At 60.5% G+C, this 26,665-nt stretch carries 22 protein-coding genes, 1 tRNA gene and 1 other RNA gene; 6 read left to right on the top strand and 18 right to left on the bottom strand.

The genetic code is table 11. From position 1 onward, the window contains the following. Window positions 1-3: 3 nt before the first annotated feature. The 4 genes from bcsB to bcsR all read right to left on the bottom strand — a co-directional run bounded on the left by bcsB (window position 4) and on the right by bcsR (window position 5,908). Complete coding sequence (gene bcsB, locus ACJ8PL_RS20635) at window positions 4-2,310, bottom strand: cellulose biosynthesis cyclic di-GMP-binding regulatory protein BcsB (protein ID WP_442531356.1); 2,307 nt, start codon at window positions 2,308-2,310, stop codon at window positions 4-6. A 62-nt stretch (window positions 2,311-2,372) separates the two neighbouring features. Further along, window positions 2,373-4,976, bottom strand: coding sequence for a UDP-forming cellulose synthase catalytic subunit (gene bcsA / locus ACJ8PL_RS20630; protein WP_442531355.1), 2,604 nt, complete (start codon window positions 4,974-4,976; stop codon window positions 2,373-2,375). Then, window positions 4,973-5,713, bottom strand: a complete 741-nt coding sequence (gene bcsQ / locus ACJ8PL_RS20625) for a cellulose biosynthesis protein BcsQ (RefSeq protein WP_028127819.1) — start codon at window positions 5,711-5,713, stop codon at window positions 4,973-4,975. Before bcsQ ends, bcsA begins: the two co-directional genes overlap by 4 nt. A 3-nt stretch (window positions 5,714-5,716) precedes the next feature. Next, window positions 5,717-5,908 (bottom strand): cellulose biosynthesis protein BcsR, encoded by a 192-nt coding sequence (gene bcsR / locus ACJ8PL_RS20620; RefSeq protein WP_016929521.1) that lies wholly within the window; start codon window positions 5,906-5,908, stop codon window positions 5,717-5,719. Window positions 5,909-6,097: 189 nt separating this feature from the next. Between bcsR and bcsE the strand changes: the two genes are divergently transcribed. From bcsE to bcsG, 3 genes are read left to right on the top strand one after another with little or no spacing between them, the layout of a single operon-like run. Then, the gene (gene bcsE, locus ACJ8PL_RS20615) at window positions 6,098-7,666 is read left to right on the top strand and encodes a cellulose biosynthesis protein BcsE (protein WP_442531354.1); all 1,569 of its coding nucleotides are present in this window, start codon (window positions 6,098-6,100) and stop codon (window positions 7,664-7,666) included. Further along, window positions 7,653-7,856: a cellulose biosynthesis protein BcsF gene (gene bcsF / locus ACJ8PL_RS20610; protein WP_004934139.1), complete on the top strand. Its 204-nt coding sequence runs from the start codon at window positions 7,653-7,655 to the stop codon at window positions 7,854-7,856. Before bcsE ends, bcsF begins: the two co-directional genes overlap by 14 nt. Then, on the top strand, window positions 7,853-9,508 hold the full coding sequence (gene bcsG, locus ACJ8PL_RS20605; RefSeq protein WP_318670123.1) for a cellulose biosynthesis protein BcsG: 1,656 nt from the start codon (window positions 7,853-7,855) through the stop codon (window positions 9,506-9,508). The genes bcsF and bcsG overlap by 4 nt, the downstream gene beginning before the upstream one ends. A gap of 298 nt (window positions 9,509-9,806) precedes the next feature. Here bcsG and dppF read toward each other — a convergent pair whose 3' ends face one another. The 6 genes from dppF to ACJ8PL_RS20575 all read right to left on the bottom strand — a co-directional run bounded on the left by dppF (window position 9,807) and on the right by ACJ8PL_RS20575 (window position 17,793). Next, window positions 9,807-10,796: a dipeptide ABC transporter ATP-binding subunit DppF gene (gene dppF / locus ACJ8PL_RS20600; RefSeq protein WP_016929525.1), complete on the bottom strand. Its 990-nt coding sequence runs from the start codon at window positions 10,794-10,796 to the stop codon at window positions 9,807-9,809. After that, window positions 10,793-11,773, bottom strand: coding sequence for a dipeptide ABC transporter ATP-binding protein (gene dppD / locus ACJ8PL_RS20595; RefSeq protein ID WP_004934132.1), 981 nt, complete (start codon window positions 11,771-11,773; stop codon window positions 10,793-10,795). Before dppD ends, dppF begins: the two co-directional genes overlap by 4 nt. A 15-nt stretch (window positions 11,774-11,788) precedes the next feature. Then, a complete protein-coding gene (dppC, locus tag ACJ8PL_RS20590) occupies window positions 11,789-12,691 on the bottom strand; it encodes a dipeptide ABC transporter permease DppC (protein WP_025304838.1) in 903 nt (300 codons plus the stop codon). 11 nt (window positions 12,692-12,702) lie between these two features. Next, window positions 12,703-13,722, bottom strand: coding sequence for a dipeptide ABC transporter permease DppB (gene dppB, locus ACJ8PL_RS20585; RefSeq protein WP_033634229.1), 1,020 nt, complete (start codon window positions 13,720-13,722; stop codon window positions 12,703-12,705). Window positions 13,723-13,892: 170 nt separating this feature from the next. Then, on the bottom strand, window positions 13,893-15,500 hold the full coding sequence (dppA, locus tag ACJ8PL_RS20580; protein ID WP_442531353.1) for a dipeptide ABC transporter periplasmic-binding protein DppA: 1,608 nt from the start codon (window positions 15,498-15,500) through the stop codon (window positions 13,893-13,895). A 601-nt stretch (window positions 15,501-16,101) separates the two neighbouring features. Further along, the gene (locus ACJ8PL_RS20575; RefSeq protein WP_442531352.1) at window positions 16,102-17,793 is read right to left on the bottom strand and encodes a glycosyl hydrolase family 18 protein; all 1,692 of its coding nucleotides are present in this window, start codon (window positions 17,791-17,793) and stop codon (window positions 16,102-16,104) included. 397 nt (window positions 17,794-18,190) lie between these two features. On the opposite strand from ACJ8PL_RS20575, the gene ACJ8PL_RS20570 reads away from it, so the two are divergent. Beyond that, window positions 18,191-18,478 (top strand): toxin-antitoxin system TumE family protein, encoded by a 288-nt coding sequence (locus ACJ8PL_RS20570; RefSeq protein WP_079450383.1) that lies wholly within the window; start codon window positions 18,191-18,193, stop codon window positions 18,476-18,478. Continuing rightward, entirely contained in the window at window positions 18,478-18,825 is a 348-nt protein-coding gene (locus ACJ8PL_RS20565; RefSeq protein WP_028127802.1) for an HVO_A0114 family putative DNA-binding protein, read from the top strand. Before ACJ8PL_RS20570 ends, ACJ8PL_RS20565 begins: the two co-directional genes overlap by 1 nt. 48 nt (window positions 18,826-18,873) lie before the next feature. On the opposite strand, the gene ACJ8PL_RS20560 is transcribed toward ACJ8PL_RS20565, so the two are convergent. The 8 genes from ACJ8PL_RS20560 to ACJ8PL_RS20525 form a co-directional block, all read right to left on the bottom strand. Then, a non-coding RNA gene (locus ACJ8PL_RS20560) (RtT sRNA) lies at window positions 18,874-19,002 on the bottom strand. Between the two features lie 36 nt (window positions 19,003-19,038). Next, window positions 19,039-19,115: transfer RNA gene (locus ACJ8PL_RS20555), tRNA-Pro, on the bottom strand. A gap of 120 nt (window positions 19,116-19,235) precedes the next feature. Further along, entirely contained in the window at window positions 19,236-20,567 is a 1,332-nt protein-coding gene (locus ACJ8PL_RS20550) for an MFS transporter (RefSeq protein ID WP_004934121.1), read from the bottom strand. 96 nt (window positions 20,568-20,663) lie between these two features. Then, window positions 20,664-22,208, bottom strand: coding sequence for a signal transduction histidine-protein kinase/phosphatase UhpB (gene uhpB, locus ACJ8PL_RS20545; protein WP_016929531.1), 1,545 nt, complete (start codon window positions 22,206-22,208; stop codon window positions 20,664-20,666). Further along, a complete protein-coding gene (gene uhpA / locus ACJ8PL_RS20540) occupies window positions 22,205-22,795 on the bottom strand; it encodes a transcriptional regulator UhpA (RefSeq protein ID WP_004934117.1) in 591 nt (196 codons plus the stop codon). Before uhpA ends, uhpB begins: the two co-directional genes overlap by 4 nt. Window positions 22,796-22,918: 123 nt before the next feature. Next, window positions 22,919-24,613, bottom strand: a complete 1,695-nt coding sequence (gene eptB, locus ACJ8PL_RS20535) for a kdo(2)-lipid A phosphoethanolamine 7''-transferase (RefSeq protein WP_016929532.1) — start codon at window positions 24,611-24,613, stop codon at window positions 22,919-22,921. A 225-nt stretch (window positions 24,614-24,838) separates the two neighbouring features. Continuing rightward, the gene (locus ACJ8PL_RS20530; RefSeq protein WP_004934114.1) at window positions 24,839-25,264 is read right to left on the bottom strand and encodes an organic hydroperoxide resistance protein; all 426 of its coding nucleotides are present in this window, start codon (window positions 25,262-25,264) and stop codon (window positions 24,839-24,841) included. Between the two features lie 160 nt (window positions 25,265-25,424). Further along, on the bottom strand, window positions 25,425-25,889 hold the full coding sequence (locus ACJ8PL_RS20525) for a MarR family winged helix-turn-helix transcriptional regulator (protein ID WP_016929534.1): 465 nt from the start codon (window positions 25,887-25,889) through the stop codon (window positions 25,425-25,427). 97 nt (window positions 25,890-25,986) lie between these two features. Between ACJ8PL_RS20525 and ACJ8PL_RS20520 the strand changes: the two genes are divergently transcribed. Beyond that, the gene (locus ACJ8PL_RS20520; protein ID WP_016929535.1) at window positions 25,987-26,586 is read left to right on the top strand and encodes an HD domain-containing protein; all 600 of its coding nucleotides are present in this window, start codon (window positions 25,987-25,989) and stop codon (window positions 26,584-26,586) included. Window positions 26,587-26,665 lie beyond the last annotated feature (79 nt).

Genomic DNA, 26,665 nt, shown 5'->3' with positions numbered 1-26,665 from the left:
CCGTCAATCCCGATCTTCAGGCGCCAGACGACGCCGGCTGAAGGCCTTCAGGCCGCGCCACAGCATCAGCCCCAGGATCACCACCAGCACCACCGCGATCACCGCCAGCAGTACCGGATGGGTGGAAAGGGCATACCACAGCCGCTCCCACCACGGCAGGTGGCCGACATAGTAAACATCGCCGACGCGCAAGCTGTTGCCCCCCGATTCGCGGATCACCGCCACCGAGCCGAACACCGCGGCGCGCTTGCCGCTGTCCAGCAGGGCATTGTTCAGCAACTCATAGCCGCGCGGGCTGTCCGCCAGCAGCGCCACGATGCTGCGCTGATCGTTGAACGGCGATTGCACGCCGATGATCGCCGACATCGCGCCCTCGGAACTGACGGTGGTCTTGCTGTCCGGCTTGGCGTCCTCCGCCAGCAATTCCGCGCTCGGCAGCGGCGGCTGTCGCGTCGGCTGCTTCACCCAGCTTTGAGTGGCGTCCACCAGCAGGCTGATTTTCTTGTCGTCGCGCAGCGCCGGCGGAATGGTGCCGACCATCAGAATATCGTCGTCACGATCCTTGGCCTGCGACCAGTCGTCGCTCAGCGTAAAGGCCAGCGCCGGGTAGCCGGTTTGCGCGCCGATCACGCCAAGCGCGTTCAGCAGCGCGCTGACCTGCGCCGGCTGCGGTTTCTGGTTCACCAACACCAGCGTTTGCGACAGATCCGCCAGGCGGCTGAACGGGAAGCCGGCGTTGGCGAAGGCGCGCAAGTCCGGCATCGCCATAAAGTGGCGATAACCGGAGAAATCGATGGTAGACGCGCCGTCGATCACCGCGTGGTTTTGCGTGAAGGAGTAGGTTTCGCAGCGCCCTTCCGCGCCGCTGGCCAGCAGCGTGGTGTAGTCAAAGTCAAAGCGCAGCTGGTTGGTGGCGCCCAGCCGCAGCGCCGGGATACTGACGTTCTTGTCGGAGTCGAGCAGCCCCTGCGTCAACGGCAGGCGCAGCAGCTGCGCGCCCTGCTCGTGTTCCGGCACCAGCGAGTAAGCCTGCACGAACTGGTTGTTCAGGCTGACGCTCAGCCGCGAACCATCCTGAATGCGCGGCGCGGTATAGCGGTATTTCAGGTGCATATCGATACCGGTGCTGCGGATCAGGAACAGGTCCGGCGGCAGGTTCATGGTCAGCGAAATCGGGCCGGGCTCGATGCCGCTGGTTTGCAGCTGTTCGGCATATTGCTGCAGCTCGGCGAAGGTCATCGGCCGATCGGTGCGCACCCAGTTCGGCGCGTCGTAAGGCTGGCGCGGCGCGAGCTGTTCCACCTTGTCCACCGTCACGTTCTGGCCGCGGAACAGGATGTTACCCTGCGCGATGCCCTTCACCGCGGTGATCAAATCGTTGTCGTCACGCCCCTGAATCAACAGCAGTTTGACGTACGGATTGTCGGGGTGGCTGATCATCTCCACCGTCGGGCCGTTGACCGCCGGATAATCGCGCAGGAAATCCGGGCGCTGCGAGTTGGTGGCGAACACCACCGCGTGCTGCGTCGGCAGCGCATTGTACAGCGTCGGGAAGGATTGCCCGCGCCACTGCGCCTTGCTGCCGAACCACGAGGCCAGAATGCCCGCCGCGCGCTGCTGGGCGAGATCAGGCTGGCCGGCGAATACCATCGGCAGCGTCAGCGGCCGATTATCGCGGCTGTCGAAGAACGGCTCAGGGAAGTGCGACAGCTCGTTTTTCACCGGCAGCGTCTGGAAACGCAGCTTCAGCGCGCTGGACTTGCTGACGTCGAGCCACAGCGAAGTGCTGGCCGGGTTTTCGCAGATGTTCTGATAATGGCCGACAAACACCAGCCTGACGCGGTTAAAATCGGTGATATAGCGCGGATCGATCGCCATTTGGATGCGATTGGGCTTGCCCAGCTGCTCTTTGGCGAGGGTGGTCACGCCCATCAGTTCGTCGTTCAGATAGACCTTGACGTGCGACTCCACCGGGATCAGCGCCGGCGACGGCGTAAACTCCATATCGAGCATCGCCTGCGAGACCACCTCATCGCTGCGCACGCCGAATTCGATCTGTCCGTCCGGCCGGGTGCCGCGCAGAACAAAGGTGCCCGGCGGCGGCGCTATCTGCGCAAACGGCAGCGATACGTCGCGCACCGGCGCATTCGGATCCTGCGGCGCGGCGGCCGGCGGTGGCGCGGTCGCCGTATCGGCCGCCGCGGCGATCGGCGGCTGAGCCGCCACGGTCGGCGCAGTGGCGGTTTCGGCCTGCGACAGGGTACTGATGCCTAAGGCCAGAGCAGTTAACCAGGTTATTTTTCGCGTCATCGTATCATCATCAATGTTGGAGCCTGTTCACCGGGCGAGTGAGCGGGCGGTTGAACTCGCAGCTAACCCACTGTTTCTTGTTGATCCAAGGTCGGATCCCTGCCGACGCCGCGCGGAATAAACGACACGACCCAGGCGGTCAGCGACGTGACCCCGACCAGCAGACCGCGCACCAGCGGCGGCGCGTAGTCCGCCATGCGCACATAGCCCCGGAAGCCCAACGCCAGCACGTCGCGCAGGCTTTCGATCGGCCGGTCTTCAGGGAACCCGTCCTGCCACAGCGCCCAGGTATCGGCGCGGGCGAAGGTGCACTGAATGAAATCGATGTGTTCACGGGTGGAGAGACTGACCAGACGCACCCCCACCTTGTTGCCGAAGGCGCGCGTCACCACACAGGGGAAGCTGTACTCCTGCTGGCCGCGCTTGAGCAGCAGCGAGGCCTTGTCGCCGTCTTTCAACGCGTTTTCCACTCGCATCTCAATGCCCACGCCGCCGTCGGAGTAATCGCGCAGCGTGCAGGGGTAGAGGTGGCCATCGGCACGCGCGATCGCCGCCGGCATGGCGATCTCCACGCGATGCGCCTGACGCACCTGCTTGGCCTCCACCGCCACCGCCACCGCGCCGCCGAGAATGGTCATGTTGTACAGCACCCACACCAGGCTGATGATCACCGTCATCACCTCGTCCGTCGGGCCATAGGCCAGCCGCCAGGCGCCGAACGCCAGCCCGGCCAGGTTCAGGACCACCAGGAACATGTAAGGACGGGTGATCACCCAGTCAACGTGCTCCTCCTCCACCAGCCCGCCCTTGGCGGTCACGTTGAATTTGCCCTTGTGCGGATTGAACAGCGCCACCGTCGTCGGCCGCGCGATATACCAGGCCAGCACCGTTTCATAGATTTCGCTCCAGAACGAATGGCGGTATTTCCCCTGGATGCGCGAGTTGGTCAGGCTGGCGTGGATCATGTGCGGCAGCACATAAAGCGCGATCGCCAGCGCCGGCGCGAAGATGATGTAGGCATGCAGCAGTAAAAACGCCAGCGGCGCGGTGAGGAAGATCAGCCGCGGAATGCCCGACAGAAAGTGCAGCATGGCGTTGGCGTAGCACAGGCGCTGCGCCAGTTTCAGCCCCTTGCCCAGCAGCGGGTTGTCGAGCCGGAAGATCTGCACCATGCCGCGCGCCCAGCGAATGCGCTGGCCGATGTGCGCCGACAGGCTTTCGGTCGCCAGCCCGGCGGCCTGCGGAATGCGGATATAGGCCGAGGTGTGTCCGCGCCGGTGCAAGCGCAGCGAGGTGTGGGCGTCTTCGGTGACGGTTTCCACCGCGATGCCGCCGATCTCATCCAGCGCGCTGCGGCGCAGGATGGCGCAAGAGCCGCAGAAGAAGGTCGCGTCCCACATGTCGTTGCCGTCCTGCACCAGCCCGTAGAACAAGGTGCCCTCGTTGGGCGTCTGGCGGAAGCGGCCGAGGTTGCGCTCGAACGGATCCGGCGAGAAAAAGTGGTGCGGGGTCTGCAGCATCGCCAGCTTTTTGTCTTTGAAGAACCAGCCCATGGTCAGTTGCAGGAAGGAGCGCGTCGGCACGTGGTCGCAGTCGAAAATCGCCACGAACTCGCCGGTGGCCTGCTTCAGCGCATTGTTGATGTTGCCGGCCTTGGCGTGTTCGTGGGTCGGCCTGGCGATGTATTTCACCCCCACTTCGGCGGCGAACGCCCGGAATTCAGGGCGATTGCCGTCGTCGAGGATATAGATGTTCACTTTCTCTTTCGGCCAGTCGATGCCCAACGCCGCATAGATGGTGGGCTTCACCACCCCGAGATCTTCGTTGTAGGTCGGCACCATCAGATCGATGGTCGGCCAGGTGGCGCTGTCAGCGGGCAACGGCACCGGCTGGCGGTTAAGCGGCCAGACGGTCTGGAAATAGCCCAGCACCAGTACCACCCAGGCGTAGGTTTCCGCCACCAGCAGCAACAGGCCGCACACCAGGCTGAGCGGGTCGTCCCAGTTCAGCGTGGCGGTATAACGCCACCACAGGTAACGACAGGAAACGGTCAGCGACAGCACGATCAGCATCAGCGCAGGCAAACGCCCCGGCACCCGGCGCACCACCATCGCGATCCCCCACAGCAGCACGACGAACACGAACTGCGCCGACAGATCGAACGGTTGCGAGATGCACAGCATGGCGAGGATCGCCGCCAACACGCCGACCAGAATAAACAGCGCGCGTCGCATGCCGCGGTTCATGCGGCCGAGGCGCTCTACCGAACGCTGTTCCACGCCGGCGTTTTTCAGCCGTTGCGGCAGGCTCTGCAGCCAATCGGCGTAGCGCTGCTGCAGCCGCCGCCACCCGGCGAAATAGTCGCGCGGCACCGGCGCGCGGCCGCTGTGAAACAGCAGCAGCCACAGACCCTGCAGCAGATAGCGCAGCGCATCCGCCGGGCGCGGGCGTTCGGCGGACAGATGCGGGAACCAGTAAGCGCGGCCGACGCGCACGCGCTGCCAGGCCGGTGACTCGAAGCGCAGCAGCATCCACCCCAGCGCCACCAGCAGCGTGGCGAAAAAGGCGGTCAGCGCCGACGCGCCGTTGCGGCGATAGCCGCGGTAGCGCGCCTGTACCGCCTGACGCACCGGCGGCACCAGCAGCAGGCTCAGCACCCGGCTCATGGCGCAACGCCCCGTTTGAGGTTGATCAGGCACCAGTTGGCCAGCGTCAGCACTTCATCCGCCGCCAGGCTCTCGGGGCGATACTCGCCCAACGGCTGTTTGACCGCCAGCGCTTCCGCCAACGCTTCGTCGCGGTGGATCACCACCGGCAGCAGGCCGCTCAGGGTTTGCAGCCACAGCTGATGCAGATCCTGCTGCAGCTGGCTGGCGGAGGAGTAGTGATTGACCAGGAAACGGCAGTCATTCGGCAGCGTCTGTTGATGGAGCCGCACCTGACAGTTGGCGTCGGGGTTCAACAGCACGAACACGCTGTCGGCAAGCTGCAGCGCCTGCTGCGCCAACACGCCGTCCCCGACCGGGACATCCAGCAGGATCCAGCGCTGCGGATCGCCGGCGATCAGTTGGCGCAGGTTGTCGCGCCAGCGTTCCGGCTGTTGACGACACTGGCGCTGCACTTCCAGCCTTTCCGCCCCATTCAGGCGGCCAAAAGGCAGAAAGTCGAGGTTTTCACAATAACGCAGCGCACCTTCCTGCCAAGCGCCGCCATCCTGCTCTGCGCGGGCCCAGCCGCGCGCCAGCTCGAACGGCGTGTTGAAATGCAAGCGCAGCAGATTATCCGGCGTGAAGTCGATCGCCAGCACCGACTCGCCCAGTTGCTGCAACGCCCAGGCGAGCGCCGCCGTGACCGAGGTCGTCCCCATTCCACCCCGCAACCCTTGCAGCGCGAGCACCGGCATAGATCAGTGGCTCCCCGTGGTCTGCGCCAATTCGGCCAACAGTGGCCAGCGCGTCATCATTTGCGTTAACCGCTCCTGCCGTGAAATATCGACATAGCGTAATTTCGGCAATGAAAAAGCCTGACTGAGCGCCTGCAGGTCATCCTGGCTCTCCCCAGGCGCCGCTGCACGAAAATGGATGGATGCGTTATTCATTCTTCCGCTTTGGCGAAAATAGGCTATGTTAATTAACTATAGCAACGATACAAAAAGAGACAGGCAATAAGATGATTCTCAACAAATATTGTTGAAGAGCGTCGGAGATTTATTATTGCCAGCGTAAAAATGGCTATCTTTAAATATAAACGCCTTTAGTCGGCTTTCAACGAAAGTAGAACACATCCTATGGCGCACTCTTTTTCTCTAGGCATTCGGCAGATTTGGGAAGAGCTGTCGGTGATGCAGGCCCCCGGGCTTTATTGGATCAATATCGACAGGCAAAGCGACGCCGCGCTGCTGTGTCGCCAGGCCATCGCCGCTCAACCGGCCACCCACAAAGTCGCCCTGATCTGCAGCGGAGACAAACCCGAGCGCCTGCTGGCCGAGCTGGCTGCGCCCGCGTTGCAGAAGCTGCCGCTGTATCAATTACCGGAGAAAAAAGCTGCGCTGACACAGTTGAACGACGATCTGATGCGCGCTCTGAGGCCGCAAAATCGCTTACTTATCCTGCTGGCCCACGCCAGCCTGTGGCAAACCTTCACCACCGAAGAGCTGCGCGAGTGGACGCGCACCCTCGCCGCCTGGCTGCGGCGGCAGGACTGTACGCTGTTGATCCTCAGCCACGGCGGCGGCATCAATAAGCTCAAAGGGCAGCTCAGCGCACAGCACCGCATCCTGAACGGCCTGTCCAGCCTGCAATGGCAGCAGGACAGCGCGCAATACCTGGTGAACTGGTGGAGCACCGAAAACGGCATCAACGCCAATCAGCTGCTGACCTTGTATGCGGCGGAAGGTGGCTGGCAGGGCGAGGATGAAAATAGCCAACCCTCCCCCACCGCCTTGCGCAGCGACGAAAGCCAGTATCTGGCCGAGCGCAGCATCCTCGAAGGCGCGCCGCCGCTGTCCGCCAACTGGCAGCTGCTGGAGAGCAACGATGAACTGGCGCAGCACGGCATGCTGAGACTCTCGGCGACGTTGATTTTCGCGTTGTATCAAAGCGACCAAATCGATCATCTGGCGCACCAGATCCACACCCTGCGCCGCAGCCGCGGCAACGGCCTGAAAATCGCGGTGCGCGAGATGAGCGCCAGCCTGCGCTACAGCGACGAACGGCTGCTGCTGGCCTGCGGCGCCAACCTGATCGTGCCGCACGTCGCGCCGCTGTCGCGTTTTCTGACCATGCTCGAGGGCATCCAGGGGCAACGCTTCTCACGGCATGTGCCCGCCGACATCGATGCGCTGCTGGCCGGGCTGCGTCCGCTGCAGCTCAAAGGCTACATGCGGCCGGAAGCGTTCAGCCAGGCGGTGCTTTCGCTGATGGGCAACACGCTGCTGCCCGAGGATGGCAAAGGCGTGATGGTGGCGCTGCGCCCGGCCACCGGTCTGCGCGCCGAACAGGCGATGACCCTGTGCCACCTGCGGCGGTTCGGCGACGTGATGACCGTGGTGCAGGGGCGGCTGGTGCTGTTCCTTTCCACCTGCCGCATCAACGATCTGGATACCGCGCTGAAGTTCATCTTCCGCCTGCCGGTGGATGAAGCCTTCAGCAACCGGGTGGTGTGGCACCAGGACGTCGATATCATTTCGGAAATCAAACGCATGGCCCAGGGATGCTGGCAGATTTCGGCCACCGGCCCCGCGGGCGCCGCGCCGCGCCCTCGCGTGGCGGCGGCCGAGGTGCCCGCGGAACGGCGGCAGCCGGTCGCCCTCACGCTGCCGCTTGGCCCGCAGGAGGAATCGCATGCTGAACCTTAACGACATCGTGCAACTGATCCTGCTGTGCGCGCTGATCTTCATTCCGCTGGGCTACGCCTTTCACCGGCGTTTTCCGCATTTGCGTCAATACTGGCAAAACCTGTTGTTATCGCCGCGCTATTTGAAATCCGCCGGTTTATGGGTGCGCACAGGCTCCTCCTCCCAGATTAAACGTAAGAAGCAGCCATGACTCGAAACTCGAATACGCAATCCGATAACGCTCTGTGGCGCTACTGGCGCGGGCTGGGTGGCTGGAACCTCTACTTTCTGGCTAAATTCGCCCTGCTGTGGTTCGGCTACCTGAATTTCCACGCGCTGCCGAACCTGGTGTTCATGGCGTTTCTGCTGATGCCGATCCCTTCGCAACGCCTGCATCGCTGGCGCCATTACCTCGCCATCCCGATCGGCATCGCCTTGTTCTACCACGACACCTGGCTGCCGGGCATCAACAGCATCCTCAGCCAGGGCTCACAGCTGGCCGGCTTCAGCGCCCAGTATCTGCTGGAGCTGATCAACCGCTTTATCAACTGGCAGATGATCGGCGCGGCCTTCGTGCTGTTTATCGCCTACCTGTTCGTCGCACAGTGGGTGCGCGTCACGGTGTTCACCGTGGCGGCGCTGGCGTGGCTCAATATCGTCAACATCGCCGGACCGGCGGTTTCACTGCTGCCCGCCGCTTCCACGGCGGCCGCCGGCGGCGCCAATACCCCGGCCACATCTGCGCCGGCGGCGGGGGACGCGGCGCCGGCAGACAGCCTGCCGCCGACCAGCGCCAACCTGACGGCCTACCTGAACCAGTTCTACGAGCGGGAAAAAAGCCGCGCCACCGCATTCCCGACCGCCTTGCCCGCCGACGCCCAGCCGTTCGATCTGCTGGTGATCAACATCTGTTCGCTGGCCTGGGCCGATATGGACGCGGTCAACCTGCAGAATCATCCGCTGTGGTCGAAAATGGACATCATGTTCGACAACTTCAACTCGGCCACCGCCTACAGCGGCCCGGCGGCCATCCGCCTGCTGCGCGCCAGCTGCGGCCAGCTTTCGCATCACGATCTGTATCAGCCGGTGAACCAGCAGTGTTACCTGTTCGACAACCTGGCGAAGCTCGGCTTCAAGGAACAGCTGATGCTCGATCACTCCGGGGTGTTCGGCAACTTCCTGAAAGAACTGCGTGAACAGGGCGGCATGCAGGCGCCGCTGATGTCGCAGGCCGGCGTCGGCAACGAGCTGACGTCGTTCGACGGTGAGCCGATTTATAACGATCTCGAATTGCTGACCCGCTGGCTGGATCAGCAGCAAAAAGGCGGTGACGGCCGCACCGCCACCTTCTTCAACGTCATCCCGCTGCACGACGGCAACCGCTTCGTCGGCTCCAACAAAAGCGCCGACTACCAGCCGCGCGCGCAGAAGCTGTTCGATCAGTTGAACACTTTCCTCGATCAGCTGGAGAAATCCGGCCGCAAAGTGGTGGTGGTGATCGTGCCGGAACACGGCGCGGCGTTGGTGGGCGACAAGATGCAGATGTCCGGCCTACGCGACATCCCGAGCCCGAACATTACCCATACGCCGGTCGGCATCAAACTGGTGGGCATGAAGGCGCCGCATCAGGGCGGCCCGCTGCAAATCAAAACGCCGAGCAGCTATCTGGCGCTGTCTGAACTGGTGTCGCGCCTGGTGGACGGCAAGGTCTTCAGCGAATCCAGCGTCGATTGGCAGACACTGACACAGGGGCTGCCGCAGACCCCGGTCATCTCTGAAAACGACAACGCCATCGTGATGCAATATCAGGGGAAACCTTACATTCGCCTGAACGGCGGCGACTGGGTGCCTTATCCGCAATAAGCGCGGCCTCATCAACCTAAAGCGCGCCGCCGGCGCGCTTTTTTATTAGGGCTTTTATAATAGATATAGCGAAGCTTATCGGCCAACCTCACGTTATTAATAACAATTCGTTAAATTCAATTATTCGACAACCATTAACATACGAAGATTCTTAGAAAAATAACTCTTATAAGAATTTAATTAGTGAGGTAATTAAAATGGCGGACTGTGGTAGTTTTCTAATTATTAACCCTTTGATTGAGTAATAAAAAACGCCGGCGTGATGCCGGCGTGAATTTAAGCGATGACGTTCGACGCTTTACGCCCCCGGATGTTCGTCCTGATCGACCGCAAAGCAGGCCACCATCTGCTCACCATACTGTTTGAGCTGCGGCTGCAGCTGCACGCAGGTGCCGAAAGCGCGGCGGCAGCGGGCATTGAACGCACAGCCCGGCGGCGGATTCATCGGGCTGGGCAGTTCGCCGGTCAGCTTGATACGCTCGCGGCGCATATCCGGGTTCAACCGCGGCGTCGCCGACAGCAGCGCCTGGGTGTACGGATGACGCGGGTTATTGAAGATCGCCTCTTTGCTGCCCTTTTCCACGCAGCGGCCGAGGTACATCACCATCACCTCGTCGGCGATGTGTTCCACCACCGACAGATCGTGCGAGATGAACACATAGGACAGCCCCAGCTCCTGCTGCAGATCCATCATCAGGTTCAGCACCTGAGCGCGCACCGACACGTCCAATGCCGACACCGGTTCATCGGCGATCACCACGTCCGGATTCAACATCAGCCCGCGGGCGATGGCGATACGCTGGCGCTGGCCGCCGGAGAACATGTGCGGGTAGCGGTCGTAATGCTCGGTCTTCAGGCCGACCTTCGCCATCATCTCCAGCGCTTTTTCCCGCCGTTCAGCGGCGCTGAACGACGTGTTGATCAACAGCGGCTCCTCGAGGATCTGCCCGACCTTCTTGCGGGGGTTGAGCGATCCGTAAGGATTCTGGAACACGATTTGGATCTTCTGCCGCCGCAGTTTCTCGGCCGAGACGTCCGGCTTCAGCAGATCCTGCCCCTGGTAATACAACTCGCCGCCGGTCGGCACTTCAATCATCGTCAGCAGGCGGCCGAGCGTTGATTTGCCGCAGCCCGACTCACCGACCACCGCCAGCGTTTTGCCGCGCTCCAGGGTGAAGGACACGCCGTCGAGCGCCTTGACCAGCCGCTCCGGCGCGAACAGACCCTTTTTCACCGGGTAATGCTTCTTCAGGTCAATCGCCTGCAATAAAGGTTGATTCTGGCTCATACGGTCGGCCTCCCCGCATCATCCAGCGGTGTGTGACATTTAACCTGACGGCCGGGAATGCTGCGCAGTTCCGGCTCCTCGTTACGGCAGCGCTCGTTGGCGTACGGACAACGCGGGTTGAGCAGGCAACCGGTCGGGCGATCGTATTTGCCCGGCACCACGCCCGGCAGCGAAGCCAGCCGCGCCTTGTCGGCGGCGAACTCCGGCAGCGCGCGCAGCAGCGCCTGAGTGTACGGGTGGCGCGGCGCGCGGAAAATCTCCGCCGCCTTGCCGGATTCCACCACCTGGCCGGCGTACATCACGATGATGTGATGCGCCGCTTCCGCCACCAGCGCCAGATCGTGAGTGATCAGCAGCAGCGCCATGTTTTCGCGCTGTTGCAGGTCCAGCAGCAGTTCGATGATCTGCGCCTGGATAGTCACGTCGAGCGCGGTCGTCGGCTCGTCGGCGATCAGCAGCTTCGGCCGACAGGCGATGGCCATGGCGATCATCACGCGCTGGCTCATGCCGCCGGAAAGCTGGTGCGGGTATACGTCCAGCCGCGAAGCCGGATCGGGGATGCCCACCTGGGTCAGCAGGTCGATAGCGCGCTGGCGGCGAGTGCGGCGATTGCCGCCCTGATGCACCTTCAGCGCCTCCATGATTTGGTAACCGACGGTATAGCACGGGTTCAGGCTGGTCATCGGATCCTGGAAGATCATCGCCACTTCGGAGCCCACCAGCTGGCGGCGCTCTTTTTCGGAGATCTTGCGCAGATCCTGGCCGTTGAACTCCAGCTTGTCGGCCATCACCTTGCCGGGGAAATCGATCAGGCCCATGATCGCCAGCGAGCTGACGGATTTGCCGGAGCCGGATTCACCGACGATGCCGACCACCTGACCTTGCTCCACGCTGTAACTGATGCGGTCTACCGCGCGGAACGGGGTGCCTTCGTCACCGAAGTGCACCGAAAGCTTGTCTACATTCAATAACGCCATCTCTCTCGTCCTCTGTTACTGCTTGAGTTTGGGGTCGAGAGCGTCACGCAAACCGTCCCCCATCAGGTTGAATGCCAGCACCGTCAGCAGGATCGCCACGCCGGGGAAGGTCACCACCCACCAGGCGCTTTGCGCGAACTGCAGCACGTCGGAGAGCATGGTGCCCCACTCCGGCGTCGGCGGCTGCGCGCCCATGCCCAGAAAGCCGAGAGCGGCCATATCCAGAATCGCGTTCGAGAAACCGAGAGAAGCCTGCACGATCAAAGGCGCCAGGCAGTTAGGCAGAATATTGACGAACATCTGGCGCAGCGCGCCGGCGCCCGCCACCCGCGAAGCGGTGACGTAGTCGCGGTTGACCTCCACCAGCACCGCCGCGCGCGTCAGACGCACATAGTGCGGCAGGGCGACGAAGGTCAGCGCCAGCGAGGCGTTGACGATCGACGGCCCGAATACCGCCACCAGCACCAGCGCCAGCAACAGGCTCGGCAAAGCCAGCATGATGTCGACGACGCGCATGATAATCGCGTCCACCACGCCGCCGAAATAACCGGCCAGCAGGCCGAATATCACGCCCATGATCAGCGACAGCACCACCACCAGGCAGCCGACCAACAGCGACAGCCGTGCGCCGTACATCAGGCGCGACAGCACGTCGCGGCCCACGTCGTCGGTGCCGAGGATATATTGCCAGCTGCCGCCTTCTTGCCACACCGGCGGCTTGAGCAGCGCGTCGCGGAACTGGTCCGCCGGCGCATGCGGCGCCAGCACGCCGGCGCCGAGCGCTATCACCAGCATCAGAACGATATACACCAGGCCGACCACGGCCCCTTTATTGCGCTTGAAATAGTGCCAAAACTCCTGAAACGGGGTCATCGGCTTCGGCGCACCTTTAACTGCAGACTCAGTGATTTGAGACATGAGAGCGCCCCTTATTTCTTGTGGCGAATACGCGGATTGACCACGCCGTAGAGCACGTCTACCAGCAGGTTAACCAGAATGATCATACAGGCGACCAGCAACACCCCGCCCTGCACCACCGGGTAATCGCGGCGCTGCAGCGCGTCGATCAGCCAGCGGCCCAGCCCCGGCCAGGAGAAGATGGTTTCGGTCAGAATGGCGCCGGCCAGCATGGTGCCGACCTGCAGCCCGATCACCGTCACCACCGGCAGCAGCGCGTTGCGCAGCGCGTGGACGACGATCACTCGCATGCGGCTCACGCCCTTGGCGCGCGCGGTGCGGATATAGTCTTCGCCCAACACTTCAAGCATCGAGGAACGGGTCATGCGCACGATCACCGCCAGCGGGATGGTGCCCAGTACGATGGCCGGCAGGATCATGTGCATCACCGCGTCGACGAAGTCGCCCGGCTCGCCCCAGATCAGGGTGTCTATCAGCATGAAGCCGGTCAGCGGCTGGCTGTCGTCGAGGAATACCGTGTCGCTGATGCGCCCCGACACCGGCGTCAGGTTAAGCTGCACCGACACCAGCATGATCAGCATCATGCCCCACCAGAAAATCGGCATCGAATAGCCGGTCAGCGAGATGCCCACCGCGGTGTGGTCGAAGATCGAGCCGCGTTTGACCGCCGCCAGCACCCCGACCGGGATGCCCACCAGCACCGCGAAGATCATCGCGCAAATGCCCAGCTCCAGCGTAGCCTGAAAGCGCGGAACGAACTCGCTCCAGACGGAGATGCGGCTTTTAAGCGAGGTGCCCAGATCGCCGTGCAGCACGTTGGACACGTAGGAGAAATATTGTTGATAGAGCGGCTTGTCCAGCCCCATTTCCGCCATCAGCTGCGCGTGGCGCTCGGCGGAGATACCGCGTTCCCCGGCCATGATGGTCACCGGGTCGCCGGGGATCATATGGACGAATGCAAAAGTCAGCAATGTAATGCCGATAAACGTTGGGATAACTAACCCCAAACGTCGGAGTATGAACTGCAACATATCCCGAACTCTCTGTATCAATGCCCGGCAGCTCATCGTCCGCCAGGCTTATTAACGCTCACATGCCTTTGAACGATTCGACGGCCATACGCCGGAGACTGGTCAGCAGGGGCGCAAACCTGTTGCGCCCCTGCAAGTCCATTCGTGCGTCTCCGGTAAAGCGGTCGAAATCAGTCTACAGAGACATTCTCGAAGTGATGCTTACCGAGCGGATCCACGACGTAGCCTTTCACTTCCTTACGCACAGGCTCGTACACGGTGGAGTGTGCGACAATCAGCGCCGGAGCCTGATCGTGCATCACCACCTGCGCCTGCTTGTACAGTTCGATGCGCTTGTCGTGGTTGGATTCGGCGCGCGCCGGTTGAATCAGATCTTCAAACGGCTTGTAGCACCAGCGGGAGTAGTTGGAGCCGTCTTTCGCCGCCGCGCAGCTGAACAGCGTGGCGAAGAAGTTGTCCGGATCCCCGTTGTCGCCGGTCCAGCCCATCATCACCGTCTGGTGCTCGCCCGCTTTGGCGCGCTTGAGGTATTCACCCCACTCATAAGTGACGATTTTGGCTTTCACGCCGATCTTGGCCCAGTCGGCCTGGATCATTTCCGCCATGCGGCGCGCGTTCGGGTTGTATGGACGTTGCACCGGCATTGCCCACATGTCGATGCTGAAACCGTCGGCCATGCCCGCTTCTTTCAGCAGCTCTTTCGCCTTGGCCGGATCGTAAGCGTAATCCTGCACCGCGTCGTTATAGCCCCACATGGTCGGCGGGATCAGGTTCTTGGCCGCCTGACCCGCGCCCTGATAAACCGCGTCGATGATCGCCTGTTTGTTGACCGCCATGGTCAACGCCTGGCGCACCTTCACGTTATCCAGCGGTTTTTTCTCGGTGTTGAACGACAGATAGCCCACGTTCAGCCCCGGTTTCTCCAGCAGGTTGATGGATTTGTCTTGTTTCATGCGGGCGATGTCGGCCGGATTCGGGTACGGCATTACCTGGCATTCGTTTTTCTGCAGTTTGGCGTAGCGCACGGAGGCGTCAGGCGTGATGGAAAACACCAGGCGATCGATCTTCGGCTTGGTGCCCCAGAAATCGTCGAACGCCTTGTACAGGATCTTGGAGTCTTTCTGGTATTGCAGCAGCTGGAATGGGCCGGTGCCGATCGGGTTCAGATCGACTTTCTCCGGCGTGCCGGCTTTCATCATCACGTCAGCGTATTCGGCGGACAGAATGGACGCGAAGTCCATGCCCAGGTCAGCCAGGAACGGCGCCTCCGGGCGGTTCAGCACGAAGCGCACGGTGTTGTCGTCCACTTTTTCGATCTTGGCGATCAGCTTCGGCATGTCCATGCCTTCAAAGTATTCGTAACTGCCGCCGGACACTTTGTGATAGGCGTTGTTCGCATCCAACTGGCGTTCAAAGGAGAACACCACGTCGTCGGCGTTGAAATCGCGCGTCGGTTTGAAGTCTTTGCTGCTCTGCCACTTCACGCCTTTGCGCAGGTGGAAGGTGTAGGTTTTGCCGTCTTCGCTGACGTCCCACTTCTCAGCCAGGCCCGGCTGCAGTTCGGTGGTGCCGGTCTTGAATTCGACCAGCCGGTTGTAGATCGGTACCGAGCTGGCGTCATAGGTGGTGCCGGAGGTAAACAGCTGCGGGTTGAACCCTTCCGGGGAACCTTCAGAACAGTAAACCAACGTCTTGGCCTGTACGCTGGCCGCCACGGTCAGCGCGATCAGCCCAATACCGAATTTCAGAATCCCCGATTTACCCAAGGAACGTGTCATCGTTAGTGCTCCATTGTGTGATGTGATGTGTGTAATTGCCGCCAGGCCTGTATTTTTTATTGCGTGGCCTGTGCGATCGGCGCCCGAAGGCAGAAGGCGTACGAGGAGAGAATGCCGGATGGAACGCATCGCGGCGGGGACGTCTGAGCGCGTGGAATTCACTCAAACAACTCTCGCTCTTACCCCTGAGGCTATCAAGTTGCCAACTGTTTGGGGTGTCGTCAATATAACCAGTGGGGATTTACGCAGACTGTGAGAAACAGCAAACAAACATAAAAAAAACCTTTTGTTAACAGTTCCAGCATGAAAATTTATGCTAAGCGGACATTTTTAGCGCATTGGTCTGACCCTCACAAACTTACTGGTTTTTAACTCCGTTAAAAAACGCCAAAACTTTGTTGCTGAATGATGAATATCTGAACGGTTATTTTTGTGATCGCCGTTAAAGACAGGAGGAAATGCTGAAGGATTACCCAAAAGGGTGAGTCCGATGAGCGCGTTTTGCTCCGGGCAGGCCCACAATCTGTGCGGCGTAAAAAAACTTTCGGCGGCGAAAAAGCCGGGGGCGAAAGGATATCCCCCGGCAACGCACTGCAACCGATTATTGAACGCCGGCGCTGTTGCCCAGGCTGGCGTTCATGCTGTTGAGAATATCGCCGTTATCCGCGTCGATCTCCCAGGAGAACAGGCCGCCCAGCTGCTTATCCAACACGTACTTGCCTTTGGCCTGCACCGAGCGGGCATCGTCGAAGGTGATCAGATCGCCGGTGGAAGGTTTGAACACGTAAGGCGCTTCCGCCGTGGCGTCGTAGGTATACTGCCACTCGCCGCTCATGAACTGGCCGGCGATTTGGCGGTAGTCCACGATACCGTTCTCCCAGGTGCCTTTAACCGGCCCGGTGGCGGTGCCGGTGAACGGAATATTGTTCTGGTAGCCGTTCACCCCGGTCCAGCCGCGGCCATACATGGCGGTGCCGACCACGATTTTGCCCGGCTTGACGCCCTGCGCCAGCAGCGCATTGACGCCGTTCACCGTGGTGTAGGCGGTGTCCGGTTTCCAGGCCGGCGCATTCAGCGCGGTCTGATGCCCCAGGTTCTTCAGATCGAAGGCGCCATAGAAGTCGTAGCTCATCAGGAAGATGTGATCCATCGAGTTCTGCGCAACGTTGTAAGCCACCTTGTCGATCTTGTCCTTACCGGCGCTGATGGCGGAGGTCAGCTCATACTTGCGGCCGGTTTCCACCGACAGCTGATCCAGCATCGCCCGCAGCTCCTTCATCAGCAGCACATAGGTTTCCCCGTCTTGCGGGCTGCCCAGGTTAGGGTTGGCGCCTTTGCCGCCCGGGAACTCCCAGTCGATATCCACGCCGTCGAAGAACTTCCAGGTCTGCAGGAACTCTTTCACCGAACCGACGAAGCGATCGCGCTTCACCTTGTCGCCCATGAAGAAGAACGGGTCGGACAGCGTCCAGCCGCCGATCGACGGCAGGATTTTCAGGTCAGGATGCGCCTGCTTCAGCGCCATCAGCTGGCCGAAGTTGCCCTTGTAGGGGTCATCCCAGGCGGTCACGCCCTTCTGCGCTTTTTGCAGCGCGGCGAACGGATCGTGGATCGAGACTTTGAAGTCCTCGCGGCCCTGGCAGGAGCGCTGCAACGCCTGGAAGCTGCCTTCAATCTCTTTCAGGCTGTCGTTGATGCCATTGCCGCCGCAGATCGGGATAAAGCCGTACAGCAGGTGGGTCAGGTTTTGCGCCGGGATCTTGTCGACGGTGAAATTGCGCCCGTAAACGCCCCACTCGACGAAATAAGAACCGACCACTTTGCCGGAGTTCTGTTTATACGGTTTATTCTTTTCCAGCAGCGGTTCTTTCAACGGCGCCAAATGGCTGCCGTCGGTGTCGGCTACCACAATTTCGGTGGCGTCACTGGCGGTGCAGCCGTCGGCATTGCACAATGCCACCTGCATTTGATAACGGCCGCCTTTATTCACTTTAAAATTCGCCGTACCGGAAGATCCGGTTGAAGGACCATTCCACGCCTCTTTGCCATTTAATAAAACTTTTGCCGTCGTGCCGGTGTCGCCATTCCATAAATTCCAGGAGACCGAAACATCGGCGGCATTTTTTACCTTCACCAAATTATTATAAGCGGTAGCCGCCTGGTCAACTTCAACGATGGCGAACTTGGTGTTGCCCCAGGCGATGGTCGGCTTGCCCGGCGCGGCGGCCTGCGCCGCGGAACACAGCGTGCTGCCGATCAACAGCGCCAACAGCGGTTTATTAAATTTGCGCATAACTGATTCCTTTATTCCGAGAGGATAAACATAAAAGAGTTAATCGTCGCGATGCATTGCCGAAGCGAAAAAATTCCGCAATAATCCGCGAAGGTTAAAATCAATGAATAACAACAGCGTCTTTCCACGTGGCGAAATAATCATTCCCACCGCGTACATTCAGACTATAAATAAAAAAGGCGCAAAAACAAGAGCGCTATCAACTGGGTTTTATTCAGCAAGCGTGAATTTATTTTAATATAAATAAAAGAAAGCATGACAAATAAGGATAGTGAATTTTCTATTAAGGAAAGATAAATATTTATCAGTATTGCACCACACTCTTCAGTCAGGGTGTTGTCATTATTGACAACACCCTGACTGTGTTGGTAATGTGAACAACACTTAAGGAAAGAGCATGCCTTCGCAGCTAATCTACCAAGACAGGATACCTCTGGCACCTGCAGCATTTGCGCCGCTCGTCATTTGGCGGGTGGTGCCGCCCGTCAGGGCCAGCGGCCACTGTTATAAATACCGATTTGCTTATGTAAAAGACGGCATTTGTCGACTGCGCTATGACAATGAAGCGGGTAAAGGCGATCACAAACATATCGATGGAAAAGAAGAGCCGCTTAATTTCACGACCATTGATGCCTTGCTCGACAGTTTCTGGCGCGAGGTTATGCAGCTTACAGAGGAGTCATGATGAACACAGTCACTATTCGGGTCGCTTCAGTCGAAGAAATGAAACTTGCACTGAAGGAAGCCACAACAGGTCATCAAAGCGCTCAAGGGCAATACATCACATTCCTGGATTGGGAGAGTCTGTGGAAAACCTTATCACCCAAGAAAATGCATATCTTGCATACCATGACCGGCGCCGGCGAACTTTCCATTCGGGAAATCGCGCGCCGAGTGAAGCGCGATGTGAAAGCGGTGCATACCGATCTGCAGTCGCTGTTAGGCTGTGGCATCGTCGATAGAGGTGAACAAGGCGTGATTTTCCCCTATGACGAAATCCATTTTGACTTCGTCGTAGGCAAAGCCGCCTAAACGACGGGCGAAAAAAAACCTGCTTTAAAAAGCAGGTTTTTCGAATGGTGGTCGGCGAGAGAGGATTACGCGCATCGTTGATGCGCGCCCTGCGGGCCGTTGCTAAAGCAACGTTGTCTCGCTTCGCGAGGCTCGAACCTCCTGCGGAGGTGCTCATCCTCATAAACGACGGGCGAAAAAAAACCTGCTTTAAAAAGCAGGTTTTTCGAATGGTGGTCGGCGAGAGAGGATTCGAACCTCCGACCCACTGGTCCCAAACCAGTTGCGCTACCAAGCTGCGCTACTCGCCGATGCGGGGCGCATCTTACTGCTGGCGGTTATAGGCGTCAATCACTTTTTTGCCCCTGCACTTCAAGTGGTGATAAAAGCGCCATAATGCGCTGCGCCGGGGGCTGCGCAGCGTATTTTACTCAGGCGTTGGCCGGTTTCAGCGCCGGCGTCTGCGCGCGCAGGAATGGCAGCAGGAACAACGCCGACAGGCAGGCGGCGATGGAAATCACCACGAAGAAGCCGTTCCAGTGCCAGATCTCCATCACCCGCGCGATCGGGTAGCCGGACAGCGCCGCGCCCAGGTAGGCGAACAGGCCGACGAAACCGGTCGCGGCGCCCGCCGCATCCTTGTGCGAGCACTCCGCCGCCGCCATGCCGATCAGCATCTGCGGGCCGAAGATAAAGAAGCCGATGGCGAAGAAACAGCAGGCCTGCAGCAGGTAGGTCACGCCCGGCATCAGCCACAGCGCCGCCACCGACAGGAAGATACCGATGGCGAAAATCAGGTTCATCGGGCCGCGGTTGCCGCGGAACAGCTTGTCGGAGCCCCAACCGGCCACCAGTGAACCGATGAAGCCGCCCACTTCAAACAGCGAAATGGCCGAGTTGGCGGTCATCAGCGAATAGCCCTTTTCCTGCGTCAGATAGAGGTTGCCCCAGTCGTTGATCGCGGTGCGCACGATGTACACCAGCACGTAAGAGACCGCCAACAGCCAGATGTACTTGTTGGTCAGCACGTAGCGTTTGATGATCTCGCGGTTGCTCAACCCCTGGCCTTCCGATTCCTGCACCAGCTCCATGGCGTCGTTGCGCCATTTGCCGACGCTCGGCAGTCCCAGGGTGGATGGCTTGTCACGCAGACGCCAGCACATCAGCAGGCCGAGCACCACGCCGATGATGCCGGGAATGATCATGCCGTAACGCCAGCTGAAGTGCAGCGAGATAAAGCCGACCAACAGCGGGATCAGCGCGCCGCCGACGTTGTGCGAGGTGTTCCAGATCGCCCACCAGCTGCCGCGCTCGGAGCGCGAATACCAGCTGGTGAGGATTTTTGAGCACGGCGGCCAACCCCAACCCTGGAAGAAGGCGTTGAGGATCCACAGCGTGCCCAGCATCAGCAACGATGAGCTGAGACCGAAGAAGATATTCAGCACCCCGGTCATGATCAGGCCCAGCCCCATAAAGTAACGCGGGTTGGAGCGATCGCTGATCATGCCGGAAATGAATTTCGAGCAGCCGTAGGTGATGTAGAACAGCGTGCCGAGGATGCCGACGTCGGACATCGTCAGACCCAGATCGCTCAGCATCGCCGGCATGATGAAGTTGAAGCTTTTGCGCGTGAAGTAAAACGCGGCATAACCGATGTACATGGTGCACATCAGCTGAATACGCCAGTATTTGTAGCTGGCGTCGATCTGCCGTTGATCGGTGACCTGCGGCGCATCCGGGCGGCTTTTAAGGAAAGACCACATGTGGAACCTCAGAGGATTGAATTAAAGTGCCGCTATGATGCTCCGCGCGCGCGCAGGGGGCTTACGCCGGATTCCCGACGCGGTTAGGAGTTTTTCCTAGTTTTGCGTTTGCGCCGGTGAAACTGTGGGCAAGATCACACTCAAACAGGCGCCCCGCTCAGCGGTGAACCGCAGGCTGCCGCCGAGGGCGCTGATGCGCTCCTGCATGCCGCGCAGGCCGTATCCCGGCTGATGGTTTTCCGCATCGAAGCCCACGCCGTTGTCGCGGATGGTCAGGGCGATCTGCGGCGCGGCGCCTTTGCGCGGCTGCAGGCGCGCATCCAGCTCCAGGCGGCTGGCGCCGGCGTGGCGGCACACATTGGTCACCCCTTCCTGACACACCCGGTACAGCGTAATTTTCAGCGTTTCATCCAGCAGCTCGTCCGGCACCTGCCACTGCAGGCTGCTCACCAGCGACGCGTCCTGCGGCAGCGACTCCCGCAGCATCGCCGCCACCGCCGCCGACAGCGGCAGGTTGTTCAGCGCCGCCGGCCACAGCTGGGTCAGCACATCGTGCACCCCGTCATAAACCCGCAGCGCCAACGCATCAATGGCGTCGGCGCAGCCGATCACCGCCGGTTCCGGCGCCAGACGTTTGACGATGCTGGCCTGGGTGCGGATCACGGTGATGGTCTGCCCCACTTCATCGTGCAGCTCGCGCGCCACCTCGCGCCGGGTTTGCTCCTCCGCCGTCACCAGCGCCCGCGCCAGCTGCCGATTCTCCGCCAGCCGCAGCCGCAGCTGTTGATTCAGTTCGCGCTGGCGCTGAATGCCGGCGCCCAGCAGCAGCCCGGTCAGGCTTTGGGCCAGCAGCGACAGCAGCAGATCGCGGTGCGACTCCGGCTGCGGCGGCTCGTTGACCATCAGCGCCACGCCGTTGAGCAGCGTCGCCAACAGCGCGCCCTGCCAGCCATAGCGATAAGACATGAACACGATGGGGATCGCCAGGCAGAACGGCGCGAAACGGCGCAGCTCGGCGGCGTTAACCTGCTGCTGCAGCCAGATGCTGAACGCAAACAGCAACAGATAGCTGGCCAGGTGGCCCAGACGCAGCTCCACCGGCTTGTGGATCAGCCCCGGCTCCAGCGGCACCCAGATTTGGCGCGCCAGATAGTGCCACAACAGCAGGCAGGTTGGCGCGATGGTGAAACCGCCGGTCAGGCCGAGCAACAGCGCGCGGGCGCCTTCGCCGCTCACCAGCTGCCATACCAGCGCCTGCAGCAAGGCGGCAATGGCGACCACCGCGCCCTGCAACAGCGGCCAGCGCCATTCGCTGTCGCTCTGCTGATGGCGCAACAGCCACGGCGAGGCCAGCAGGCTGAGCAACACCGTCAACACCAGCACCGCCACCGACGCCCACAGCGCCGGGCCGTAGCCGAACTGATCCGCCAGCAATGCCATCAGCAGCAGGTCGGCCAGCAGGATCCCCGGCCAGAAACGGTACGGGCTCTGCAGCAAAATGCCCATGCGCAGGCCGAACGGAAACAGCAGCAGCGCCTGCCAGGGGGGGTCGATCAGCGCGGTGCCGATGCCCCACAGGCAAAACGCGCTGGCGGCGTAGATGAAAAACAGCGCCAGCTGGGTGATCAGGCGCTGCGTCACAGGTTCAGCATCCGTCTGGCCAGCTCGACGTTGTTGTTGATGCCCAGCTTGGCGAACAGGTTGGCGCGGTGCACATGCACCGTTTTCGGCGACAGCCCCAAGGCGGCGGCGATCTCACGCACCTCCTGGCCCTGCGCCAGCAATAGCGCGATCTCGCGCTCGCGGCGGGTCAACGGATCGACCCTCACCCGCGCCAGCTGCTGCGCGATTTCCGGCATCAGGTAGACGCCGCCGCCGGCGACGGTGCGCACCGCGGTGATCAGATCTTCCGGCTTGCAGCGCTTGGAGAGAAAGCCGCTGGCGCCGCGTTCCAGCGCCATTTCCACCAGCGCCGGGTTATCGTGCATCGACAGCATCACCACGCGGATGCCGGAAGGAATGTCCGCCAGCAGATCCAGCCCGCTGCCGTCCGGCATCGAAATGTCGCAAATACAGATTTCCGCTTCCAGCCCCGGCAGGCCGGCGCGCGCCTGCGCCGCGCTGCTGAACTCGCCCACCACCTGAATATCGGCCTCCAGCGACAGCAGTTGCACAAAGCCCGAACGCACAATGTCATGATCGTCGATAAACGCCACGCGCAGGGTCATGGAAATCTCCGGTTAGCAGGGGAAGTGCGCAAGTATACCGTATGCGCACACCGGAATAATTGATGAAGAGAATGTATTGGGTGAAATTACCGGGTGCGCAAGGCAGGCACCCGGCGGGAGAGGTTACAGGCGGGCAGGCGCCGTTTTATCCTGCGGCAGATGGCACCAGTTGTTTTTGTCCACGATGCCGCCATCGGGAGACGTGTATCCGAGGCAGCCAAGGAGGGTGTCAAACAGCTCGACGTGGCGATGCGTTTTGCCGATGCGCTGCTGCGCCTGCAACTGCTCAAAGGCACTGAGGTGTTGCGGGTTTTCGAGGAACTTGTCCGACGCCCACACGATCATCGGCACGCGGAATTGCTCCGGCGGCGCCATTTCGCGCGGCGTGCCGTGCAGGTGCGTATTCTCGCCGATCGATTCGCCGTGATCGGCGGCATAGAACACGATGGCCTTCTTGTCGCGCACCTGATCGATCACATTACTGATAAAGCTGTCGGTATACAGCACCGTATTGTCGAAGGCGTTGATCAACTGCGCCTTGGTGCACGAGTCATCCACCCCCATGCACTCCGGCTGATAGCGCGCATAGCTGCGCGGATAACGCTGCGAGTACAGGTAGTGTGAGCCTTTGGTATGCAGGATCACCAGGTGCTTACCCTTCGGATAACGCGCCAGCGACTCCTTCATTTCGTCCACCAGCAGCATATCGTCGACCGCCTTGCCGTCGTTGCGCTTCTCGGACGCGATCATCTCGCGGAACGAATAGTTGTTCACCTCGGTGTTGTTGTAGAACCACACCTCGCTCTGCATGGCGAACAGCTCGGATGAGAAGCCCAGATCCTTCAGCACCGCGAACACGTTCTGCTCTTTCAGCGTGCGCTGCGGATTGTCCTCGGTGCCGCCTTCGCGCACGAACATGCAGCGCAGCGACAGCTTGGTGGCGGTATCGCACGACTCGCCGCGGAACGCCACCAGATTCTTCTCTTTAGACAGCCGCGGCGTGGTATCGCGCTCGTAGCCCAGCATGCCCATGTGATCCCAGCGCGTGGTCTCACCGATGATAAACACCACGTAGGTGTCGTCGATGTCCGCCGGCGGTACATAAGTGAAGTGTTTGCCCGGATCGAACATCGTGCTCTGGTCCTGGCTTTCGTCATAGCGGGTATAGGCGAACAGCCCCAGCGCCGACAGCCAGTTGGACGGCAGATACGAGTGCGCCACCACGCCGCCGTAGCTCGGCAAATCGACGTTGGAAAGCTTCTCTTGCACGCTCTGCTCGTCGTCCAGCATGCGCAGCGGCAGCCAGACCAGCGCCACCACCGCCAGCAACACCAGCAGCGGCTTGATGCGATGACCAGGGGTTTTCAGCTGTTCTATCAGGGTATAGCGCAGGTTGTTTTTCCAGATCAGCAGCAGCGGCAAGGCGCTGAGCGCCACCATCCACAGCACGAAGTGCAGGCCGACCACCTCTTTCGACAGATCGATGTCGGTGGTCATCACCGACACCACGATGCCGTAGCCGATCACCACGTTGAAAAACGTCATGTAGTAGCTGGCGGCAACCGAAATCAACACCAGCAGCGAGGCGACGATGCGATAAAACAGCCGGCCGCCGAGCGATACCAGCCGCATGATGAAGAACGTAAACAGGACGATAGCGATGACTTCCGTCACCGCCGAAATAAGCTTAATTCCCTGAATGCCGTGCGCCAGCGAATCAAAACGGCGATAGAAAACGGACAGGTTTAGAAAGATGCCGATATAGATCGCTAACAATAACGATAAATTCTGCTGTGATAGCGATTTAACTTTGTTCATGTAACGCGGTGGCTCCGGGGACGGTGTAGCGGTTCTGACTCAGTCAGACACTGATTGCGGCTTCTGGTTCAGCCAACCGGCAATAAGCGTTATTTTGCGGGTAATAATCAAGAGAATTCTCACAAAACGGACAAAATTTACCGTTTTTTTGAGCGATTTTCAGGCAGGGCACGCAAGAAAATGGAGGGATAAACCCTCCATTTTTTCCAGATTTCGGCAAAAATCTTACTTAACGTTCAGAGTCACATCGATATTTCCACGGGTGGCATTGGAGTATGGGCACACCACGTGCGCCTTTTTCACCAAATCTTCCGCCACGCTGCGCTCGATGCCCGGCAGCGAGATATCCAGCTGCACTTCGATGCCGAAACCGTTGGGGATTTCACCGATGCCGACGGTGCCGTCGATCTTGGCTTCGGCCGGGATTTTGACCTTTTCTTTCGCCGCGACAAACTTCAACGCGCCGAGGAAGCAGGCCGAGTAACCGGCGGCGAACAGCTGCTCGGGGTTGGTGACTTCGCCGCCGGCGCCGCCCATCTCTTTCGGCACGCCCAGTTTCACGTCCAACACGCCGTCGGAGGAGGTCGCACGGCCGTCGCGGCCGCCGGTTGCGGTGGCGTGAGCGCGGTAAACCACTTTCTCAATAGACATCGTTCATTCCTTCTTGCTGGTTGGCGAGATGACTACGGCTTCCACGAAGTAAAGCCTGTCACATATTTATCTTTTGCGATTAAATCGCGCACTACTTATTTTTGACGCTTATTAACCAGTGTAGACCACCCCTGCCGTTCTTGCGTCCGGCGGCGGCGGGTCAAATCTGATCGATCAGGCTGCCGCGCAGCTTTTCCAACTGCTGTTTGAGCGAGACGATCTCGTCCAGGCTGCAGTCGGTGGCGCACATCACCGCCTCGGGCACCGATTGCGCCCGCTCACGCAGCGCGCGGCCGGCTTCGGTGAGAGCAATGATCACCTGCCGCTCGTCGGCGGTGGCGCGATAGCGCACCAGCAGACCGGCGGTTTCCAGCCGCTTCAGCAGCGGCGTCAGCGTGGCGGAATCGAGGAACAGCCGCTCGCCGATGTCCGATACCGTCACCCGATCGCGCTCCCACAGCACCATCATCACCAGGTATTGCGGGTAGGTGAGTTCGAGCTGATTCAACAGCTTGCGGTAGACTTTGTGCAGCGCCAGGTTGGCGGAGTACAGCGCGAAACAGAGCTGCTGATCGAGCTGCAGCAGGTTCTTCGCGTTGGGTTGTGCGGTATCGGTGCTTTTCATGCTTGTGAATATAGATAGTGCACGATGTAATCGCAAGCTATTTCTTGTGAGATATGCTACCTTTTTTTTATGCAGAGGATGCTCGGAGGGAAAGGAAATGACGAATACGCTTGCAGAACGCGCGCGCCGCTACGCCACCAAGGCGCATGCGGCCATCGATCAGCGCCGCAAATACACCGACGATCCATACATCGTCCACCCGCAGGCGGTCATGGAGCTGGTGCGCAGCGTGCCGCACACCGAAGAGATGCTGGCGGCCGCCTGGCTGCATGACACGGTGGAAGACACGCCCACCACCCTCGGCGATATCGACAGCCACTTTGGGCCAAAAGTGGCGGAACTGGTGCGGATGTTGACCAACGTCAGCCGCGCCGAGGACGGCAACCGCTTCGAGCGCAAAAACCGCGATCGGCGCCACAGCGCCGGCGCGTCGCCGCAGGCCAAAACCATCAAGCTGGCGGATCTTATCGATAACACCCGCTCGCTGCTGGACTACGACAGCCACTTCGCCCAGACCTACCTGATCGAGAAACAGCGCCTGCTGGAGGTGCTGACCGAAGGCGACCCGACGCTGTGGCGCCAGGCCAGCCATATCGTTGAACAGGGGCTGCTCAGGTTGCAGCAGCCGCCGCACAACGTACCCGCCAGCTGGTTTGAGCACGCCCGCCGGCGCTACCGCGAGAGCGACGCGGCCTGATCAGAAGGTCACCACCGTTTTCAACGCCGTCACCCAGGCGTCCTGCGTCTCGCTGACGCCCGCCGGGTGATGCCAGTAT

It is taken from the genome of Serratia sp. CY83965 (assembly GCF_052166375.1).
GTDB classification, from domain to species: Bacteria; Pseudomonadota; Gammaproteobacteria; order Enterobacterales; family Enterobacteriaceae; genus Serratia; species Serratia marcescens.
Note: the sequence above shows the minus strand (reverse complement) of the source record. Positions and strands in the feature narration are given on the sequence as shown.

Coding starts and splice junctions, on each gene's coding strand:
- bcsB (WP_442531356.1), bottom strand. CDS start 2,310: ATGACGCGAAAAATAACCTGGTTAACTGCTCTGGCCTTAGGCATCAGT.
- bcsA (WP_442531355.1), bottom strand. CDS start 4,976: ATGAGCCGGGTGCTGAGCCTGCTGCTGGTGCCGCCGGTGCGTCAGGCG.
- bcsQ (WP_028127819.1), bottom strand. CDS start 5,713: ATGCCGGTGCTCGCGCTGCAAGGGTTGCGGGGTGGAATGGGGACGACC.
- bcsR (WP_016929521.1), bottom strand. CDS start 5,908: ATGAATAACGCATCCATCCATTTTCGTGCAGCGGCGCCTGGGGAGAGC.
- bcsE (WP_442531354.1), top strand. CDS start 6,098: ATGGCGCACTCTTTTTCTCTAGGCATTCGGCAGATTTGGGAAGAGCTG.
- bcsF (WP_004934139.1), top strand. CDS start 7,653: ATGCTGAACCTTAACGACATCGTGCAACTGATCCTGCTGTGCGCGCTG.
- bcsG (WP_318670123.1), top strand. CDS start 7,853: ATGACTCGAAACTCGAATACGCAATCCGATAACGCTCTGTGGCGCTAC.
- dppF (WP_016929525.1), bottom strand. CDS start 10,796: ATGAGCCAGAATCAACCTTTATTGCAGGCGATTGACCTGAAGAAGCAT.
- dppD (WP_004934132.1), bottom strand. CDS start 11,773: ATGGCGTTATTGAATGTAGACAAGCTTTCGGTGCACTTCGGTGACGAA.
- dppC (WP_025304838.1), bottom strand. CDS start 12,691: ATGTCTCAAATCACTGAGTCTGCAGTTAAAGGTGCGCCGAAGCCGATG.
- dppB (WP_033634229.1), bottom strand. CDS start 13,722: ATGTTGCAGTTCATACTCCGACGTTTGGGGTTAGTTATCCCAACGTTT.
- dppA (WP_442531353.1), bottom strand. CDS start 15,500: ATGACACGTTCCTTGGGTAAATCGGGGATTCTGAAATTCGGTATTGGG.
- ACJ8PL_RS20575 (WP_442531352.1), bottom strand. CDS start 17,793: ATGCGCAAATTTAATAAACCGCTGTTGGCGCTGTTGATCGGCAGCACG.
- ACJ8PL_RS20570 (WP_079450383.1), top strand. CDS start 18,191: ATGCCTTCGCAGCTAATCTACCAAGACAGGATACCTCTGGCACCTGCA.
- ACJ8PL_RS20565 (WP_028127802.1), top strand. CDS start 18,478: ATGAACACAGTCACTATTCGGGTCGCTTCAGTCGAAGAAATGAAACTT.
- ACJ8PL_RS20550 (WP_004934121.1), bottom strand. CDS start 20,567: ATGTGGTCTTTCCTTAAAAGCCGCCCGGATGCGCCGCAGGTCACCGAT.
- uhpA (WP_004934117.1), bottom strand. CDS start 22,795: ATGACCCTGCGCGTGGCGTTTATCGACGATCATGACATTGTGCGTTCG.
- eptB (WP_016929532.1), bottom strand. CDS start 24,613: ATGAACAAAGTTAAATCGCTATCACAGCAGAATTTATCGTTATTGTTA.
- ACJ8PL_RS20530 (WP_004934114.1), bottom strand. CDS start 25,264: ATGTCTATTGAGAAAGTGGTTTACCGCGCTCACGCCACCGCAACCGGC.
- ACJ8PL_RS20525 (WP_016929534.1), bottom strand. CDS start 25,889: ATGAAAAGCACCGATACCGCACAACCCAACGCGAAGAACCTGCTGCAG.
- ACJ8PL_RS20520 (WP_016929535.1), top strand. CDS start 25,987: ATGACGAATACGCTTGCAGAACGCGCGCGCCGCTACGCCACCAAGGCG.